This window comes from Agromyces protaetiae (genome assembly GCF_030866785.1).
GTDB lineage: Bacteria > Actinomycetota > Actinomycetes > Actinomycetales > Microbacteriaceae > Agromyces > Agromyces silvae.
The window spans coordinates 2,794,990-2,812,353 of the sequence record NZ_CP133018.1; the positions used below are offsets into that span (position 1 = coordinate 2,794,990).

The 17,364-nt window shown below is 69.9% G+C and carries 15 protein-coding genes and 1 tRNA gene; 7 read left to right on the forward strand and 9 right to left on the reverse strand.

All coding sequences use genetic code 11. The features are described from left to right. Nucleotides 1-11: 11 nt before the first annotated feature. The 5 genes from QU602_RS12880 to QU602_RS12900 form a co-directional block, all read right to left on the reverse strand. Nucleotides 12-239: a DUF4244 domain-containing protein gene (locus QU602_RS12880; RefSeq protein ID WP_308796862.1), complete on the reverse strand. Its 228-nt coding sequence runs from the start codon at nucleotides 237-239 to the stop codon at nucleotides 12-14. 64 nt (nucleotides 240-303) lie between these two features. Further along, nucleotides 304-1,485, reverse strand: a complete 1,182-nt coding sequence (locus QU602_RS12885; protein WP_308796864.1) for a type II secretion system F family protein — start codon at nucleotides 1,483-1,485, stop codon at nucleotides 304-306. Continuing rightward, entirely contained in the window at nucleotides 1,482-2,516 is a 1,035-nt protein-coding gene (locus QU602_RS12890; RefSeq protein ID WP_308796865.1) for a TadA family conjugal transfer-associated ATPase, read from the reverse strand. Before QU602_RS12890 ends, QU602_RS12885 begins: the two co-directional genes overlap by 4 nt. A gap of 166 nt (nucleotides 2,517-2,682) precedes the next feature. Continuing rightward, on the reverse strand, nucleotides 2,683-3,153 hold the full coding sequence (locus tag QU602_RS12895; protein WP_308796866.1) for a hypothetical protein: 471 nt from the start codon (nucleotides 3,151-3,153) through the stop codon (nucleotides 2,683-2,685). A gap of 362 nt (nucleotides 3,154-3,515) precedes the next feature. Continuing rightward, nucleotides 3,516-4,082, reverse strand: a complete 567-nt coding sequence (locus tag QU602_RS12900) for a hypothetical protein (protein ID WP_308796867.1) — start codon at nucleotides 4,080-4,082, stop codon at nucleotides 3,516-3,518. A gap of 576 nt (nucleotides 4,083-4,658) precedes the next feature. Here QU602_RS12900 and acs point away from each other — a divergent pair. Beyond that, complete coding sequence (gene acs / locus QU602_RS12905) at nucleotides 4,659-6,614, forward strand: acetate--CoA ligase (protein WP_308796868.1); 1,956 nt, start codon at nucleotides 4,659-4,661, stop codon at nucleotides 6,612-6,614. 378 nt (nucleotides 6,615-6,992) lie between these two features. On the opposite strand, the gene QU602_RS12910 is transcribed toward acs, so the two are convergent. After that, on the reverse strand, nucleotides 6,993-7,484 hold the full coding sequence (locus QU602_RS12910) for a RidA family protein (RefSeq protein WP_308796869.1): 492 nt from the start codon (nucleotides 7,482-7,484) through the stop codon (nucleotides 6,993-6,995). Further along, complete coding sequence (locus QU602_RS12915) at nucleotides 7,481-7,708, reverse strand: hypothetical protein (protein ID WP_308796870.1); 228 nt, start codon at nucleotides 7,706-7,708, stop codon at nucleotides 7,481-7,483. Before QU602_RS12915 ends, QU602_RS12910 begins: the two co-directional genes overlap by 4 nt. A gap of 149 nt (nucleotides 7,709-7,857) precedes the next feature. Here QU602_RS12915 and QU602_RS12920 point away from each other — a divergent pair, with 149 nt between their 5' ends. The 3 genes from QU602_RS12920 (at nucleotide 7,858) to QU602_RS12930 (ending at nucleotide 11,564) form a co-directional block, all read left to right on the forward strand. After that, nucleotides 7,858-10,410 (forward strand): transglycosylase domain-containing protein, encoded by a 2,553-nt coding sequence (locus QU602_RS12920; protein WP_308796871.1) that lies wholly within the window; start codon nucleotides 7,858-7,860, stop codon nucleotides 10,408-10,410. After that, the gene (locus QU602_RS12925; protein ID WP_308796872.1) at nucleotides 10,407-11,384 is read left to right on the forward strand and encodes a metallophosphoesterase; all 978 of its coding nucleotides are present in this window, start codon (nucleotides 10,407-10,409) and stop codon (nucleotides 11,382-11,384) included. Before QU602_RS12920 ends, QU602_RS12925 begins: the two co-directional genes overlap by 4 nt. Nucleotides 11,385-11,487: 103 nt before the next feature. Further along, nucleotides 11,488-11,564 (forward strand) — tRNA-Pro (locus tag QU602_RS12930). A 71-nt stretch (nucleotides 11,565-11,635) separates the two neighbouring features. Here QU602_RS12930 and QU602_RS12935 read toward each other — a convergent pair. Further along, nucleotides 11,636-14,494, reverse strand: coding sequence for an RHS repeat domain-containing protein (locus tag QU602_RS12935; RefSeq protein ID WP_308796873.1), 2,859 nt, complete (start codon nucleotides 14,492-14,494; stop codon nucleotides 11,636-11,638). Between the two features lie 256 nt (nucleotides 14,495-14,750). On the opposite strand from QU602_RS12935, the gene QU602_RS12940 reads away from it, so the two are divergent. After that, nucleotides 14,751-14,900, forward strand: a complete 150-nt coding sequence (locus QU602_RS12940) for a hypothetical protein (RefSeq protein WP_308796874.1) — start codon at nucleotides 14,751-14,753, stop codon at nucleotides 14,898-14,900. Nucleotides 14,901-14,986: 86 nt separating this feature from the next. Here QU602_RS12940 and QU602_RS12945 read toward each other — a convergent pair whose 3' ends face one another. Next, entirely contained in the window at nucleotides 14,987-15,718 is a 732-nt protein-coding gene (locus QU602_RS12945; protein WP_308796875.1) for an IclR family transcriptional regulator, read from the reverse strand. 104 nt (nucleotides 15,719-15,822) lie between these two features. Here QU602_RS12945 and QU602_RS12950 point away from each other — a divergent pair, with 104 nt between their 5' ends. Together QU602_RS12950 and QU602_RS12955 are read left to right on the forward strand one after the other, a co-directional pair. Then, entirely contained in the window at nucleotides 15,823-16,734 is a 912-nt protein-coding gene (locus tag QU602_RS12950; RefSeq protein ID WP_308796876.1) for a sugar kinase, read from the forward strand. Then, entirely contained in the window at nucleotides 16,731-17,354 is a 624-nt protein-coding gene (locus QU602_RS12955; protein WP_308796877.1) for a bifunctional 4-hydroxy-2-oxoglutarate aldolase/2-dehydro-3-deoxy-phosphogluconate aldolase, read from the forward strand. Before QU602_RS12950 ends, QU602_RS12955 begins: the two co-directional genes overlap by 4 nt. Nucleotides 17,355-17,364 lie beyond the last annotated feature (10 nt).

Sequence of the window (17,364 nt, forward strand, 5' to 3'; positions counted from 1 at the left end):
CCTGTTCGCGGTCAGCCGACCGTGAGCGCATTCCGCACGAGTTCGGTGAGGATGCCGCGCACCTCGTCGCCGCGGAGCAGGACGACGAGCAACCCGGCGAAGCCGACGGCGGCCATGGTCGCGACGGCGTACTCCGCGGTCGCGGCGCCCCGCTCGCCGGCGAGCCGTCGGAGGCAGCGCCGGACGGCGGTGTCTCGGATCGGAGCGCCTGGCGGGGCGGGCGCAGTGAGTTCGGGCATGTGCAGTGTTCCTTTCGGTTGTGGCCGCGCAGCGGCCGGGAGAACGGCACGAGCCGGGAGATCGTCATCGGACACCGCCGAGGGTGCCGGTGACGACCGAGATCATGAGCGGGGCGACGCCCAGCAGGACGAACGCGGGGAGGATGCACACCCCGAGCGGCACCATGAGGCGAACGCTGAGCGCGGCGGCCCGCACCGCACCCTCGGCCCGCGCTGCGCGTCGGTGACGGTGCGCCTCAGCCCGCAGCAGCTCGGCGACCGGGGCGCCCGCCTGGGTGGCGATTCGTACCGTCGCCGCGATGTCGTGCTCGGCCGTGGCGACGCCCGGGAGATGCGCGGCGACAGCCCGAGCGGTCACGGCGATGGCAGCCTCGATGGACGCCCCGCTCGCCATCGCGATGGCCAGCAGGTCGAGTTCGAGACCCGGCGACGCGGTCGGCGGTGCGGCGCGCGCCGCCAGCGACCGGTTCCAGCGGGCGCCTGCCCACAGGAGCGCCGAGCCGACCACGACGCACGCCCAGCCGAGCGGATTACCGAGCAGCACCGTCGCGGTGTCGAACCCCAGCAGCAGGCCGAAGCCCACGGCGACCACCGGAAGGAGCGTCACGAGCTTCGCGCTCGCCCTGGGCCCGGCGAGCGCGGCCCGCACCTCCCGGCGCAGCTGCGCATCGTCGCGCAGTGCACCCGCGAGCTCGCGGAGGCTTGCCGCGAGCGGCGCGCCGGTCTCGCTGGCCACGGCCCACGCCGCGGCGAGCGCCGACCATGCCGCGCCCGACGCGGCTTCGATCGTCGGACGCGCCACACGGCGACGCACCCGGGGGCTGAGCGTTCTGCCGCTTCGACCCGACACAGTGCGCTCGGCCGACACAGTGCGCTCGGCCGACACCGCGTGCTCGCCTGGTCGAGTGCGGTCATCCGGCTCGGCTTGGTCGAGCCGCGCCGCGTGGTCGTCGGACGTGACGGGCGCGCTCGGCACGATGCGCCCGCCCGCCGAGGTCGCTTCGGCGAGCGCGCGCATGAGCGCAGGGGCGATCGGCTCGCCTTCCTCCGCCGCCCGGGCGGCGGCATCGAGCACCGGATCCGCCGGAGCATCCGACGACAGGTGGTGCCATGCGGCCGGCGCGGCGACGCCGGCGGACATGAGCACCGCGAGGCGTTCGGCGACCCCGGCCACCCTGTCGACCGCGGTCACGTCGTCACGGACCCGGCGCGCGGCCGCGAGCGCACGGATGCCACCGCGGATCACAGCTCCTCCACCGCGAGCCGGTCGCGCTCGAGCCGGAAACGCCCGAGCCCGGCGAGCCGCCGCACACCGTCGCGGCGCTCGAGATGCGCGACGAGGTCGAACGCACTCACCGCCTGCCTGGCCACGGCGTCGGCGGACATGCCGGCGACCGAGCCGAGCGCCTCGAGCCGAGCCGGCACATCCTCGACCGAGTTGGCGTGCAGCGTACCCGCCCCGCCGTCGTGCCCGGTGTTGAGCGCCGCGAGCAGCTCGCGGAGCTCGGCCCCGCGGCATTCACCCACGACGAGACGGTCGGGCCGCATGCGGAGCGCCTCACGGAGCAGGGTGTCGAGGCCCACCCGGCCCGTGCCCTCGAGGTTCGGCTGGCGCGCCTCGAGGCGCACGACATGCGGGTGCGCGAGGTCGAGCTCGGCGACGTCTTCGATCACGATGATGCGCTCGCTCGGCGAGGCCTCGCCGAGCAGGGCGGCGAGCAGTGTGGTCTTGCCGGTGCCGCCCGCGCCCGTCACGAGCAGGTTGCGCCGCTCGGCGACCGCCTCGCGAAGCGCGCGTTCGTGATCGCCCGTGCACATGCCCGCCCGCGCGAGCGCCGTGAGCGAGAAGCCACCGGGCCGCGGGATGCGGATCGAGATGACGGTGCCCGCCGCCGAGATCGGCGGGAGCACCGCATGCACCCGGATGCCTCGGCCCAATCGCACGTCGACGGCCGGTGTCGCCTCGTCGATGTGCCGGCCGCCGCGAGCGATGAGCTTCACCGCGAGCTGGCGCACCTCGGCCTCGGTCGCCGCCCAGCCCGTCGCGAGCTCGGGCCCTGTGCCCCGATCGACCCAGAGCCCGGCGTCCCCGTTGATGAACAGGTCGGTGACGGGGCCGGATGCCGCGTATGGCGCGAGCGGCCCGAGTGCCTCGTACTCGGCGGGGCGGGCGCCCGTGCCGCGAGCCGTCGCCGAGACGGGAGCGAGCGAGGCGCCCGCGCGCGGCTCGGGGAGCGGCGTCTCCCACGACGGGGTGGCGACGAACGGGGTGGTCATGCCGAGCGAGCCTAGGTCGGCGCCTCTGCGCGGCAGCCGCCGGAAGGCCGATCCTGAAGAGTCGGCATGCGACTGCGCCTGTGGAGGAGGACTCCCCGGCCGAGATCATGCCGCCCGCGGGGTCACCGGGCGGTCCATCCCCGTCCATCGACCCTGATCCACCTGATCACCGGCAGCCCGGGTCGTTCGGGTACTGGATGCAGTCGCCGCGGGTGAGGCGCGTCTCGACCGTCACCACCCGAACGCGGTAGGCCTCCCCTGCGACGTCGAGCGTGCCCTCGATCGGGATCCACCCCGACCCGTCGAACTGATACTCCGCCGAGTAGGTCACGGTCGGTTGCACGTCGTAGAACCCGCGCTCCGCGTACCGATGGCTGGTGGCCGTGTCGCTGAGTTCCTGCTGCTTCAGGTGCTTCCAGGTCGCACCGGATGTCTCGGCGTCGATGCGGCCGCCATCGCCGGTCATCCAGCTGAATGCCACCGGTGTGAAGCGCACCGCCGCCGGCCGGCCCAACAGTGTTCCGCTCACGACCTGCTCGGTCGCCCGGCTGATGAAGTTCGCCGGCAGCTTGCGCACCGCGATCCGCGGCCCGGGCTCCATCGCATCCGCCTGCGCCTCCGGCGCGAACGACGCCACGTCATCGATACGAACGCTCTCGTCTTCGCTGCCGTCGTCTTCTGTTGCCGCCGGTGGCTGGCACGCGCCCACCACCGCCCTCCCGAGCCCGCAAGAACGGTCGCCCTGCGCATAACGTTGCCGGTGACGCCAGATGTACTCGTCCAGTGCCGTGCCTCCGTTAACTGAATCGCCACTCCGAGTACCCGGCGAATCATATCCAGCCCGTTGGTCCACGCCCCGGAGTTCTGCGCCTCGGCCGCCGATTCGGCCGCCGACTGTTGGTGAACAGGCTCCCGCTGCTTGCACCTCGGGAAGGCATGCCGCAGCCTGAACCGGCGTCGCAACGGGGAACGATAGTGCGCCGCCGAGGAGGAAGGCGATCAGCAAATGTCGTTGTCGGGCCATGGCCACTGCTCGCTTTGAGAGATGAGAAGAGTGCCGGAATCCCCTGGCTGTAGGTTCACGACGAGGGGCGTTTCGATCTGACGATCCGCAGTCGTTACATCTGCGCCAGTGCGATCGATCAATCGTGTTGAGCCCGCCTGAAGGCAGGCGTACACCTGGACGAGGTCCGCGTTCTGCTGAACGAGCCTGACACCCCGGACCGTACTCGACCCTTCGAGACGAAGCCCATCCCGTTGCATACGCTGAAAGTTTGCGATGGACTCCTCAGCGAGTTCGGGGGTGAGCGCCTCGTACAGTCGTTCGGGTTCGGCGCCACCAGCCGCGCCGATCTGATTGGCGAGCTCCACGTACCGCTCAAACGCGACAACCGCCGCGTCGAGTGCTTCCTTGTTCGACAGCGCGAACTGAGAGACCTTCGACCTCTCTGTCGCGGATGGCAGCGTCGTGGAGCGACTCGCCGGCGGGTCAGTGCACCCCGCGACACCCGCAAGTATCAGGACGACTCCGCTCGCAGCCGCGAGCACCCCACCTCGAGAACGCATGGCGGCACGGTACGCCGCACGGTGCGAGGGCGTTCCAAGTTATCCACACGTGCACGCCTCACCCCACGCGGTTCGTCCACGGCCACGCGTTGGAGGACGAATTTCGCGGTGGAGGACGGTCGATTCGGACCTCCGACGCGAAATCCGTCCTCCAACGCGCAAGCGACGTCCCGCTCGGCACATCCCGCGCGTGGCCCGCGCGGCACGACCCGCGCGTTAAAAGAAGGGGGCGGCACCCATTGGGGGGAACAGGTGCCGCCTCGGCAACGGCGGATTGGGGGGAACCCACGCGCTGCAAGCCTCGAAACGAGTGTTCGGGCGGTACTCAGTGTAGGGGTTCCATTTCTATGCGCAAGTACTTTTTGTCCTCATTTGTGTGGACACACAGTTTTCTCCCTGGAATTGCTCAGAAGCCGGGCGAAAGTCCACACGATCCTGGGCATGAGAGCGGTTGCTCGAAAGCCTCGCGTCGCCGCGCGACGACCTCGAATGGGTGATGTCGGGCGACAGCGCTACAGTGCTCATGGGCAGGCGAACCCAATTGATCCATACGCGCGAAGGAGCGACCGGACCACGATGAACGTTCAGATCGATCACGCCCTCGAAGAGATCAGGCGGTTCCGCCCGAGCCCAGAGTTCGCCGCCCAGGCGGTGGCCGGCGAGCAGCTCTACGACGAGGCATCCGCCGACCGGCTCGGGTTCTGGGCCGACCAGGCGCGCTCCCTCCTCACCTGGACGAAGCCCTTCACCCAGACGCTCGACTGGTCGAACCCGCCGTTCGCGAAGTGGTTCCACGACGGCGAGCTCAACGTCGCGGCGAACTGCCTCGACCGGCACGTCGAGCGCGGTCTCGGCGACCGTGTCGCGATCCACTGGGAGGGTGAGCCCGGCGACTCCCGCGACATCACCTACGCCGAGCTCACCGACGAGGTCAAGCGCGCCGCCAACGTGCTGACCGACCTCGGCATCGGCGAGGGCGACCGGGTCGCCATCTACCTGCCGATGATCCCCGAGGCCGTCGTGTCGATGCTCGCGGTCGCGCGCATCGGCGCGATCCACTCGGTCGTCTTCGGCGGCTTCAGCGCCGACAGCCTCGCGAGCCGCATCGACGACGCCGAGGCCTCCCTCGTCATCACGGCCGACGGCGGCTACCGCAAAGGCAAGGTGTTCCCGCTCAAGCCGGTCGTCGACGACGCGCTCGAGAAGAGCGAGGGCAAGACGGTGCGCAACGTGCTCGTCGTCAAGCGCGGTGAGAACGACATCGCCTGGACCGACGGCCGCGACCGGTGGTGGCACGACACCGTCGCGACGGCGAGCAACGAGCACGAGGCACAGGGCTTCAACGCCGAGAACCCGCTGTTCATCCTGTACACGAGCGGCACGACGGGCAAGCCCAAGGGCATCCTGCACACGAGCGCCGGCTACCTGACGCAGACCGCGTTCACCCATAAGAACGTGTTCGACCTGCACCCCGAGACCGACGTCTACTGGTGCACCGCCGACGTCGGCTGGATCACGGGCCACTCCTACGTCGTCTACGGTCCGCTCGCGAACGGCGCCACGCAGGTGCTGTACGAGGGCACACCCGACACGCCGCACCCCGGCCGGTGGTGGGAGCTCGTCGAGAAGTACAAGGTGACGATCCTGTACACCGCGCCGACCGCGATCCGTTCCTTCATGAAGGCCGGCCGGCAGATCCCGCACGAGTTCAACCTGCGGTCGCTGCGGCTGCTCGGCTCGGTCGGCGAACCCATCAACCCAGAGGCGTGGATCTGGTACCGCCATGTCATCGGCGGCGGGTCGATCCCGGTGGTCGACACGTGGTGGCAGACCGAGACCGGCGCGATCATGATCTCCGCCCTGCCCGGCGTGACCGACCTCAAGCCCGGCAGCGCGCAGGTGCCGATCCCGGGCGTGAACGTCGACATCCTCACCGATGAGGGCGAGCACGTCGAGGGCGAGGGCGGCGGCCTGCTGGTCATCACCGAGCCGTGGCCGTCGATGCTGCGTGGCATCTGGGGCGACCCCGAGCGCTTCAAGGAGACCTACTGGGAGAAGTTCGGCGACAAGTACTTCGCCGGCGACGGCGCCCGTCGCGACGAAGACGGCGACATCTGGCTGCTCGGCCGTGTCGACGACGTCATGAACGTCTCGGGCCACCGCCTGTCGACGGCGGAGATCGAGTCGTCGCTCGTCGCCCACCCCTGGACCGCTGAGGCCGCGGTCGTCGGCGCCGCCGACGAGACCACCGGGCAGGCGGTCGTCGCCTTCGTCATCCTGAAGTCCAGCCAGGCCGCCCGGGTCAGCGACCCGAGCGAGGCATCCGACGAGCTGCGCCGCCACGTCGCGGCGCAGATCGGCGCGATCGCCCGCCCGCGTCAGGTCTTCATCGTGAACGAACTGCCCAAGACGCGCAGCGGCAAGATCATGCGGCGCCTGCTGCGCGACCTCGCCGAGGGTCGCCAGGTGGGCGACACCACGACGCTCGCCGACACCTCGGTCATGACGGCGATCACCGAGCAGGTCCGGTAGCCTCAGCCTCAGGTGGCGGATGCCACGAACGATCGGATGCCTCGGCGAGCAGCAGCTCGCCGAGGCATCCGTCGTTCACGCCGGTGTGCGTTGCGTGTGACGCCCCATTGGACCCCTCAGCTCACCAGAGGACGACAGAGCTCGAAGCGCCTCAAATGCCGTATGCCAGTTCCCCCTCATTCGATGAGGGGGAACTTGCATACGCGTTTTCCGCACATTCCCTCGATGCTTGGGCACATGGACGCTCGCCGAGGGTGCGCGTGAGCAGCGTTCCGTGCCGGAAGGACGAGGCTCGGGCGCCCGCGCTGCTTGACAACGGATGCCTCGGCGAGCAGCAGCTCGCCGAGGCATCCGGTGGGGTGAGCGGTGCGCGAGCCGCTAGGCGAACTCGACGACGAGCTCGACCTCGACCGGGGCGTCGAGCGGGAGCACCGCGACGCCGACCGCGCTGCGCGCGTGCCGGCCGGTGTCGCCGAAGATCTCACCGAGCAGCTCCGAAGCGCCGTTGATGACGCCGGGCTGGCCCGTGAACGCCGGGTCGGAGGCGACGAAGCCGACGACCTTCACGACCCGCGTGATCCGATCGAGCGAGCCGATCTCGGCGCGGATCGCCGCGAGCGCGTTGAGCACCGCGGTGCGGGCGTACTCCTTCGCGTCGTCGGCGGGCACGAGACCATGGCCGTCGCCGACCTTGCCGGTCGCGGGCAGCGCGCCCGAGACGAACGGCAGCTGGCCTGACGTATAGACGTAGGAGCCGGTCGCGACCGTCGGCACGTACGCGGCAACCGGCGCCGCCACCTGGGGCAGCTCGATGCCGAGCTCAGCGAGGCGCGACTCGAACGAGCCGCCCGCGCCGCCGCCCGCGCTCACTGCTCCCCCTCGAACTGCTTGGCGGCCTGCGCCGCTGCCGCGGCACCCGCGGCAGCGGCGGTCGACGACTCGCCGCCGACCGGGCGCTTCAGGTAGGCGACGAGCCCACCCTCGGGGCCCTGCACGATCTGCACGAGCTCCCACCCCTCCGAGCCCCAGTTGTTGAGGATCGCGGCGGTGTTGTGGATGAGCAGTGGGGTGGTGATGTACTCCCAGGCCTGCATGGGCTCCCTCGTCTCGGGCGGTGCGTCGGAGCGACAGAAGTGTCGCGCTGGAATCGGACGATTCCGGCAGGAAACGGCGTGTCGGCGCGGGATTTCGGCCCCCACCCGCTTCACGGGTTTCCTCAGCCTTCTCCGTTAGGCTCCATCCTATGTCTGCCCAGAAACGTTCGATGAGTGCTGCCGCGACGGGCTTCTTCGGCTTCGTCGGCATGAGCGCTCTCGCCGGCGTGCTCGTCACCGCCGCGGTGACGCCGGCCCTTGCCGTCACCGGCATGGCCGCGAGCAACAGCATCACCATGTTCGAGAACCTGCCCGGCTACCTCGACATCAGTGAACTCTCCGAGAAGACCGACATCTACGCGACCAACTCCGACGGGTCGCCGGTCCACCTCGCGTCCTTCTTCAGTGAGAACCGCGAAGCCGTCCCGTGGGACCGCATCAGCCAGTACGTGAAAGACAGCGCGATCGCGGGTGAGGACCCGCGCTTCTACGAGCACGGCGGCGTCGACATCCAGGGCACCATGCGAGGCTTCCTGACCGAGTACGTCATCGGCGGCTCCACCCAGGGTGGGTCGTCGATCACGCAGCAGTACGTGAAGAACGTGCTCATCAACAACGGCGTGCGCGAGGCGCAGACCGAAGAAGAGAAGCAGCTCGCGTATGACGAGGCGACCGCGGTCACCCCCGAGCGCAAGCTGAAAGAGATGCGCTACGCGATCGCCCTCGAGAAGAAGTATTCGAAGGACGACATCCTCCTCGGCTACCTGAACATCGCCGCCTTCGGCGGTCGCGTGTACGGCATCGAGGCCGCGGCGCAGTATTACTTCAGCAAGCCCGCTGCGGATGTCTCGCTGCCCGAGGCCGCAAGCCTCATCGCGATCGTGAACCATCCCGAGAAGTTCCGCCTCGACATGCCCGATGACCCCGAGAACGGGGCCGCCACGGTGAACGAGGCCGGCGAACCGGTGCCGTACGCGGCGAACAAGACCCGTCGCGACTACATCCTCAACGAGATGCTGAAGTACGGCAAGATCACGCAAGAGGAGTACGACGGGGCGGTCGCGACCCCGGTCGCGCCGGTGATCCAGCCGCCGAGCACCGGGTGCCAGACCGCTGGCGGTAGCGCCTTCTTCTGCGACTACGTGCGTACGACGATCCTGAACCACTACGACGACCCGGCAACCGAAGACGTCAACGAAGGCCTCGCCCTGCTCAATGAGGGCGGACTGCAGGTGTTCACCACGCTCGACCTCGATCTGCAGATCAAGACCGAGAACGCGATCCGCGAGAACGTGCCGTTCTCCGACCCCCGCTTCGACGTCGGTTCGGTCGCCGTGAGCGTGCAACCCGGCACGGGCCGTGTGCTCGCCATGTCGCAGAACAAGAACTACACCGCCGACCCCGAGGTCGCGGCGACGAGCCCCGAGTACACCTCGGTCAACTACAGCACCGATTTCGAGAACGGCGGTTCGAGCGGTCTGCAGCCCGGCTCGACGTACAAGGTGTTCACGCTCGCCGAGTGGCTGAACGAGGGGCACTCGCTGCTCGAGTCGTTCAACGGCTCACGCCGCGCGTTCACCTCGTTCACCGACAGCTGCACCGGCAACTGGACGGGCAACTACAACCCGCGCAACGACGACGGCCGCATCGCCAACAACGCCGTCAACGCGACCGCGTGGTCGGTGAACACGAGCTTCATGGCCATGGCGCAGCAGCTCGACCTCTGCGGCATCAAGCAAACCGCTCAGGCGTTCGGCATCCACCGCGCCGACGGCAACGAGCTGCAGATGAACCCCTCTGACGTGCTCGGCACGCAGGAGGTCGCCCCGGTGACGATGGCCGCGGCGTTCGCGGGCATCGCGAACAACGGCATGACCTGCACGCCGATCGTGATCGACCGCATCGTGAAGGCCGACGGCACCGAGATCCAGCCGCCGCAGTCGTCGTGCACGCAGTCGGTGACGCCAGAGGTCTCGCACGCGATGGCGTACGCCATGCAGCAGACCTTCTCGGGTGGCGGCACGGCGACGGCGTCGAACACGGGCACGGGCATCGACCACATCGGTAAGACGGGCACGACCGACGGCGCCAAGGACACGTGGATGATCGGCTCCAGCACCAAGGTCGCGACCGCGGTCTGGGTGGGCAACGTCGTCGGCGATGCGAACCTGCGAAGCCTCTCGTTCGACAGCGGGGCCGCCGCCACGGCACGTCACCGCATGTGGAGCTCGATCATGGAGCTCGCCGACACCAAGTACGGTGGCGACGCCTTCACCGAGCCCGACTCGACGGCGTTCCGTCAGGTGCTGGTCGACATCCCGCAGGTCACCGGACTCTCGTTCGACGCCGCGAAGCAGGCGCTCGAAGAGGCCGGCTTCCAGGTCGAAGACGGCGGCCAGCAGGACTCGAGCCAGCCGGCCGGCACCGTCTCGGGCACCGACCCGAGCGGTCAGGCGGGCCGCGGCGCGTTGATCCGCGTGTTCACCAGTAACGGCCAGGGCACCACGGTGCCGGACCTCACCGGAATGACGCAGCAGCAGGCGAACGCCGCGCTCGGTCAGGCCGGTCTGAGGCTGCAGGGCAACGGCCAGGGCAATCAGGTCGTCACCGCACAGGATCCCGCTCCGAACACGCCGGTGCGCCGCGACACGGCCGTCACGGTCACGTTCGGCGGCGGTCAGAACGGTAACGGCGGCGATTGAGCACCGGTAGCTTCTCCCCCGTCGCGCGGATCGCGATCGCGATCGGCGCGGCGGGGGCTGCCGCGTTCGCGTACGGTTCGTTCATCGAGCGCACCCGTTGGACCCTGCGCGAGGTCGAGGTGCCGGTGCTGCCGGCAGGTGCCGAGCCGATCCGGGTGCTGCACCTCTCCGATCTGCACATGGCGCCCTGGCAGCGCAGCAAGCAGGAGTGGGTGCGCGCCCTCGCCGACCTGCAGCCCGACCTCATCGTGGACACCGGGGACAATCTCGGCCATGAGCGCGGGCTCGATGGCATCCGTCGCGCATTCGACCGGTTCGAGGGCGTGCCCGGCGTCTTCGTGAACGGCTCCAACGACTACTTCGGCCCCGTGCTGAAGAACCCGTTCCTCTACTTCGGCGGCCCTTCGGGCCATGTGCCGCGGTCGAAGAAGCTCGACATCGACGCGCTGCACGCGTACTTCGACGAGCTCGGCTGGATCGACCTCGACAATGCCGCCGCCGCACTCACGATCAACGGCACGCGCCTCGAGTTCTTCGGCGTCGACGACCCGCACAAGGGCTACGACCGGCTCGACCTCATCACGGCCGCCATTGACGAGTTGCGAGCGAACGATCCGCTGGGCGACGAGTCGTGGCTCGACGAGGCATCCGTCGCCGACAAGCGACCGACCGTCACCATCGGGGTCGCGCACGCGCCCTATCAGCGCGTGCTGAACTCGTTCCTGAATCACGGCGCGCAGCTCATGCTCGCGGGTCACACGCACGGTGGACAGGTGTGCGTGCCCGGCTTCGGTGCGCTGGTCACGAACTGCGACATCCCGCGCGACCAGGTGCAGGGGCTCAGCGTCTGGCAGCACGGCCTGCGGTCCGCGTTCCTCAACGTGTCGGCCGGCCTCGGCACGTCCATCTTCGCGCCGGTGCGCTTCGCATGCCCGCCCGAGGCGACGCTGCTCACGCTGGTTCCGGCGCCCTAGCGGGCTGACCACCCGGGCGGATGCCTCGGGCCGACGTGGTCGGGAGCACCGCGGTTTATGGGCTATTCTTGTTGAGGCCTCCGGGCCGGGGCCTTCGGGCCACCGGGGTGTGGCGCAGCTTGGTAGCGCGCTTCGTTCGGGACGAAGAGGTCGCAGGTTCAAATCCTGTCACCCCGACCAATGTGATTGCATGAAAAGCCCCTCCTCGCGGAGGGGCTTTTCGCGTGTCCGGGTGTCGTCGCCGCCCAGGGTCAGAGCTCTTCGTTGATCACCTCGAGCACGACAGGCTCGTTTTTCGTCGGCAGTGTGGGTGCGCTGTGGCTGTGGAGCCCGCCACTGCGATTCTTCGGGAACACGCGTTTGAGATACCCGTAGCGGTCGGAATAGGCCAGGTTCTTCTCGGGGTCCAAGAGCCACATTCGTGCGGTGTACCCGTTCGGGTGGGCCTTGAAGAATTCCGGTCGATACACCTTCCGCTGCTTGCTGAGCATTGGTTGGATCGTTCCAGGGAACACGTAGGGCGCGTATCGTTCGGCGTTCTCGAGCGGGCGAAGCTTCGTCGCGAAGGTCTCGTCGACGTCGGCGAAGCTTCCTCGTCGCGTTGGCACGTCCTCCAGAAGCTCATTGAGCACCGTGTGGTGTGCGTGCGCGTCCCAGGCCTGTTCGGAGGACAGGTCGCTCGAGTACTTGGGCGCCATCGAAGCGGCCTTCACGTTGACATGCAGGTTCTGTCGAATCGCGTTCACGTCGTAGTGCAGACCGAATTCCGCGTAGGCCGCTTGCGCCTGCTTCGCGATCCGCTTCTCCTTGGCGATGATGTAGCTCGCCAACGCCGGACCGGCCCCCTCCTCGACGTATGCGTCGATCTCGAGCCGGTTCATGGCGCGCACGCCGAAGCCCGCGACCGCGGTCAAGACACCCACCATCGCGCCGGCGACGCCGAGCCCGAATGCGACGTCGGTATTGAGGAAGTCGGGTTTGTAGTGGTGGGCGGTGGTCAGTGCGGTCACGCCGAGATCGACGGTCGCGGCCGCGATCGTGGAGAACAGCCCCACCTTGGCCCCGATCGTGGGCGCGGCCGTCGCTACGGCCGCGGCGACCCCGAGCCCGGCCACGGCCACACCCACCAGCGACAGTCCGAGACCGATGCCCGCGAGCACGGCGTAGGCCCAGGCCGGGAGGTCGGAGATGCGGCCCGTGGGGTCGGCGAGCGTGATGGGGTTGAGCGCGGCGTAGTGGTAGCGGTTGTGCTGCGGTTCGGGGTCGACGCTGGTCAGCCGCATGGTCGTGGGGTCGTAGGTGCGGACCTGCAGGTGTTGGGTGCCGGTGGGGTTGGTGTACTCACCCGCGTATTGGAACGGGTTGCGGTGCGCGTCGCCGACCAGCGGTCCGGCGTCGGGCTCGTCGTCGGTGTGCTGCCTCGTCGTGGTGGCGCCGTAGTCGGTGTAGTCGTAGCTGGTCGTCACGTTCGCGTCGGGGCCGGTCAGCTCGGTGACGTTGCCGTGGAAGTCGGCCTCGGAGAACACGGTCGACGCTGGGCTGCCGAGGGTGCGGGCATGCCGGCCGACACCGAGCAGGTAGGCGGCGGTGCCGGATGCCTCGGGGCTGGTGTGCGTGTCGTTGAGGAGGGTGGTGCCGTCCCAGTGGAACACCGTCGCCGCGGTGGTGTCGTCTTGGGTGTGGGTGGCGCGTTGGCCGCTGGCCCAGTAGCCGGTGCGGATCGTGACCCCGTCGGGGGTGGTCTCGGTGACGGGCTGGTTGGTCGCGTCGTACGTGTACCGGGTGCCGTCCAGCGCGAGCGTCACGCGACCCAGCTCGTCGGACGCGAACGTCACCCGCTCGGTGCGCTGCGCGCCGCTCGCGTCGAAGTGCGTCACGGTCGCCTCGGTCGGCTGGCCCGACTGCGCGGGCATCTCGCCGCCGCCATCCCGTTCCGGATACGTGTAGGTCTGCCGCTGCACGACCAGCGCGCCGCCTCGCGCGGTCACCGTCATGTCACGCTCGAGCACCCGGTGCGCCGCGTCGAACGCCGTGCCGATCGACGTCGAGCCGTCGGTCACCGTGGTCAGGTATCCATCGGCGGTGTCGTCGCGGAGTGTCGCGCCCGCCGCCTCGCCGAGGCTCGGCCACCCGGAGGCCGAACCGGCACGCGCCTCCCACCGCCGAGCCGACAGCTCGGCGCCGGTCGACGCGTCGACGACGCGCACGCGGTCGACCGCGCTGCGGCCGTCATCGAGCCGCTGCCACGTGACCTCGGTGTTCGCACCCGAGCCCGCGCTGAGCCGTTCGACCAGCCCGGTACCCGTGTACCCGACGTGCACTCGACCGCCTGAGGCATCCGTCACCGTCACCAGGCGACCGCCGTCGAGCTCGAGCGTCGCGGTCACCGCCCAGGCATGCCCAGCACCGGTGGTCACCTCGACCCGACCCGGGTCGGACCAGTCGAGCGCGCTCACGAGGCCGGTGTGGTCGATCGCCCGCACCAACCGATGGCCTGGCCGCCACTCCCAGTCAGCGCGATTGCCGTTCGCGTCGAACCTGACCACCGGGTCGCCCGCCGCACTGAAGTAGGTGCGCACGCCGCCGAGCTCCAAGAGCTCGAAGGCGGCCGCCTGCTCGCCGCGCTGCCCGTCGGCGCGGGCCGGCACCGTCTTCGGGTGCTGCGCGAACACCAGATCGCGGGGCAGGTAGCCGGCGAGACCGCTCGGCGCGGTCGCATCCGCCGCGTAGACGCCGCCCGACGCCGGCGTGACCTGCACGCCGCCCTGGGTGCTCACGTGCGCGACCCCGGCGATGGACCAGCCGCCGCCGAGTCCCGCGCGATCGACGCCGCTCGCCCGGGAATCCCAGCTCACGGCCAATCCGGCGGCCGGCAGCGTGAACGAGAACGCGCCGGCGCCGGGATCGACCAGGCCCTCGAGCCCGTCGCCGAGGGCGAACCCGCCGAGCGCCGCGGGTTCGGATGTGTGCGCCGAGCCCGCCCACGACGGTTCGGTCGCGACCTCCGCGAGTAGCGTGCCGGACAACGCGGTCGCTAAAACGACCATTGCGGCCCGGCGCGGCAGCCGGCCGACGTCGGCCGAGTGAGCAACCTTCGACTGCCACTTCATGAAATTGCAGTATATGGTATGCATTGCTCCGGTCAACAGGGCGATCATCGACGATCACACGCCTCGGCCGATGTCGATCATCTCGGCGCCGGGTGCGCGTGAGTAGAATCCGCCACGCCTGGCGCTCGCGCGGGCACGCCGGCGTACCCTGACAGAGGTGGCAACGGCGTCGGCGCCGAGGTGAGCCATAAAAACGGAGATCATCCCCCGTTTTGGGGTGATGTGCTCGCCCAGCGCGGTGCATACCGTTGCCTGCGTGCCTCCGTCCTCGCTCACCCGCGCTCGCTCTCGCTCCCGCCGCCGCCAAGTGCTCGAGCCCGCCCGCTACCTCCGGCTGAAGCTCGCGCTGCTCGCGCTGCTCGCGGCCGGCGCGGTCTGCCTGGTGGTGCTCGCGCTCGGCTCCTGAGGCGCGCGCGACGCGCCCGCCCGGCGCGCGCACCGCGCGGGACCCGCCCGCCCGGCGCGCGCACCGCGCGCGGGACCCGCCCGCCCCTACCCGAGCTCGCGCGAGATCTGCGCGGCAGTCTGCTGCAGTACCGGCAGATAGGTCGTGAGCCGGTTGAGATCCTCGACCATGCGGATGGCAGTGACCGAGAGCGCCCCGACGATGCCGGCCGAGCTGCGCACCGGCACGGCGATGCAGTTCACGAAGTCCTCGTGTTCGCCGTCGTCGGCCGCCCAGCCCTGCTCGCTGATGCGATCCAGTTCGGCGTCGAGCGCGGCGCGCGTGAGGATCGTGGCCTCGGTGTGCTTGACCCAGTCGGCGCCGGCGAGCACGCGGTCGCGGGCCGCCTCGTCGAGGTCGGCGAGGATCGCCTTGCCGACCGCGCTGCAGTACGGCCGCACCGCGGCCCCGACACGCGAGTACATGCGGACCCCGCCGGCGTCTTCGACCTTGTCCACGTAGATGATGCTGTGCTCCATGAGCGCGGCGACGTGCACGGTGTTGCCCACGGCCTTGTGCAGGCGCCGGACGTGCGCCCCGGCCGCCTCGCGCAGGTCGATCGTGTCGAGCGCGGTCTGCGACAGCGAGATGAGGCGGAATCCCAGCGCATAGGTGCCGTTGCGACGGCGGCGCACGTAGCCCACCTGTTCGAGCGCCTGGAGCTCGCGGAACATGGTCGACCGGTGCAGGTCGAACTCGGTGGCGAGCTCGATGACCGTCTTCGGTTCGGCCGCGACGGAGTCGATGATCCGTGCGGCGCGCGTGACGCTCTGCGACATTGGGGCGGCCCTCCTCGAACCACACGCTACGCCCGGTTCAGCAGTGGTTGCAATAGATGCAACGTCATTTGCGCTCACTGCACATGCTCAGGCAGAGTCGTCTCATGGATGATGCGCCCCCTCCGCGGCTGATCGCGATCGGCGAGGCGATGATGCTCGTGACGCCGACCCACGCCGAGCCCCTGGTGGCGGCCGAGACCTTCCGGCTCGACGTCGCCGGCGCCGAGCTGAACGTGGCGCGCCACGTCGCGCACCTCGGCGTGCCCGTCGCGTGGGTCGGCGCGGTCGGCGCCGACGCGCTCGGGGAGCGTCTGAAGCGGGCCATCCGGGCCCCGAAGCTCGACCTGCGCTGGGTGGCCCCCGATGCCGCGGCGCCCACCGGCGTCTACTTCAAAGACCCCGGCGCGGGCGTGCTCTACTACCGGGCCGGCTCCGCGGCGTCGCGCATGGGACCTGAGAGCATCGCCGACGTCCCCCTCGAGTCAGCGGACCTCGTGCACGTCTCCGGCATCACGCCGTCGCTGTCGGCGACGTGCGCCGAGCTCATCGAGTCCGTCTTCGAGCGGGTGGCGGGCTCGGGCGCGCAGCTCAGCTTCGACGTGAACTACCGGCCGGCGCTGTGGGAGGTCTCGGACGCCGCCCCAGTGCTCCTCGAGCTCAGCCGGCGTGCCGACCTCGTCCTCGTCGGCCTCGACGAGGCGCAGACGCTGTGGGGCACCGAGACCGCCGAAGACGTGCGCGCGCTCATCCCCGAGCCCAGGCGACTCGTCGTCAAAGACGGAGACGTCGGCGCCACCGAGTTCGACGGCGCCGACCAGACGTTCGCGCCGACGACGCCGACCGAGGTCGTCGAGGTCGTCGGCGCCGGCGACGCCTTCGCGGCGGGGTACCTCGTCGCGGCGATGCGCGGGGCGCCTGCGATCGACCGCCTCCGCGCGGGACACGACCGAGCGGCACTCGTTCTGAAGTCGACCAGCGACTTCATCGACGTCAGCACCCATGGAGGACACGCATGAGCGGCAACACCGGATTCGACGAGCTCTTCGCGGAGGCACCGCTCATGGTGATCCTGCGCGGCCTGGGCGCCGAGCGCAGCCTCGAGCTCGCCCACAAGGCCTGGGATCTGGGGATCACGTCCGTCGAGCTGCCGATCCAGACCCCGGCCGATGTCGAGGCGCTGCGCGTCGTCGCCGACGCGGGCCGCGCGCAGGGCAAGGCGGTCGGCGCGGGCACCGTCATCACGCCCGAGCATGTGCGCCAGGCGAAGGAGGCCGGCGCCGCGTTCACCGTGAGCCCGGGGTACGACCGCGAGATCGTCGGCGCCTCGATCGCGGCGGGCCTGCCGCCGCTCCCCGGCGTCGCCACGGCGACCGATGTGCAGCTCGCGCTCCGCGACGGCCTCACGTGGCTCAAGGCGTTCCCGGCGTCGGTGCTCGGCACCGGCTGGTTCACCGCCATGCGCGGCCCGTTCCCGCAGGTGCGGTTCGTCGCGACGGGCGGCATGGATGCCTCGAATGCGCAGCCGTTCCTCGACGCCGGGGTCCGGGTGGTCGCCGTCGGCTCCGCGCTCGCGGACGAGACGCAGGTCGATCGGCTGGCGGCCCTGCTGAAGCCGGCGCCGCGTCCGGGCCGGTAACGCCGTCCGG

Bases quoted from the DNA above. Each gene is read 5' to 3' on its own strand.
- QU602_RS12880 (WP_308796862.1), bottom strand. From the start codon at position 239: ATGCCCGAACTCACTGCGCCCGCCCCGCCAGGCGCTCCGATCCGAGAC.
- QU602_RS12890 (WP_308796865.1), bottom strand. From the start codon at position 2,516: ATGACCACCCCGTTCGTCGCCACCCCGTCGTGGGAGACGCCGCTCCCC.
- QU602_RS12900 (WP_308796867.1), bottom strand. From the start codon at position 4,082: ATGCGTTCTCGAGGTGGGGTGCTCGCGGCTGCGAGCGGAGTCGTCCTG.
- acs (WP_308796868.1), top strand. From the start codon at position 4,659: ATGAACGTTCAGATCGATCACGCCCTCGAAGAGATCAGGCGGTTCCGC.
- QU602_RS12915 (WP_308796870.1), bottom strand. From the start codon at position 7,708: ATGCAGGCCTGGGAGTACATCACCACCCCACTGCTCATCCACAACACC.
- QU602_RS12920 (WP_308796871.1), top strand. From the start codon at position 7,858: ATGTCTGCCCAGAAACGTTCGATGAGTGCTGCCGCGACGGGCTTCTTC.
- QU602_RS12935 (WP_308796873.1), bottom strand. From the start codon at position 14,494: ATGAAGTGGCAGTCGAAGGTTGCTCACTCGGCCGACGTCGGCCGGCTG.
- QU602_RS12945 (WP_308796875.1), bottom strand. From the start codon at position 15,718: ATGTCGCAGAGCGTCACGCGCGCCGCACGGATCATCGACTCCGTCGCG.
- QU602_RS12950 (WP_308796876.1), top strand. From the start codon at position 15,823: ATGGATGATGCGCCCCCTCCGCGGCTGATCGCGATCGGCGAGGCGATG.
- QU602_RS12955 (WP_308796877.1), top strand. From the start codon at position 16,731: ATGAGCGGCAACACCGGATTCGACGAGCTCTTCGCGGAGGCACCGCTC.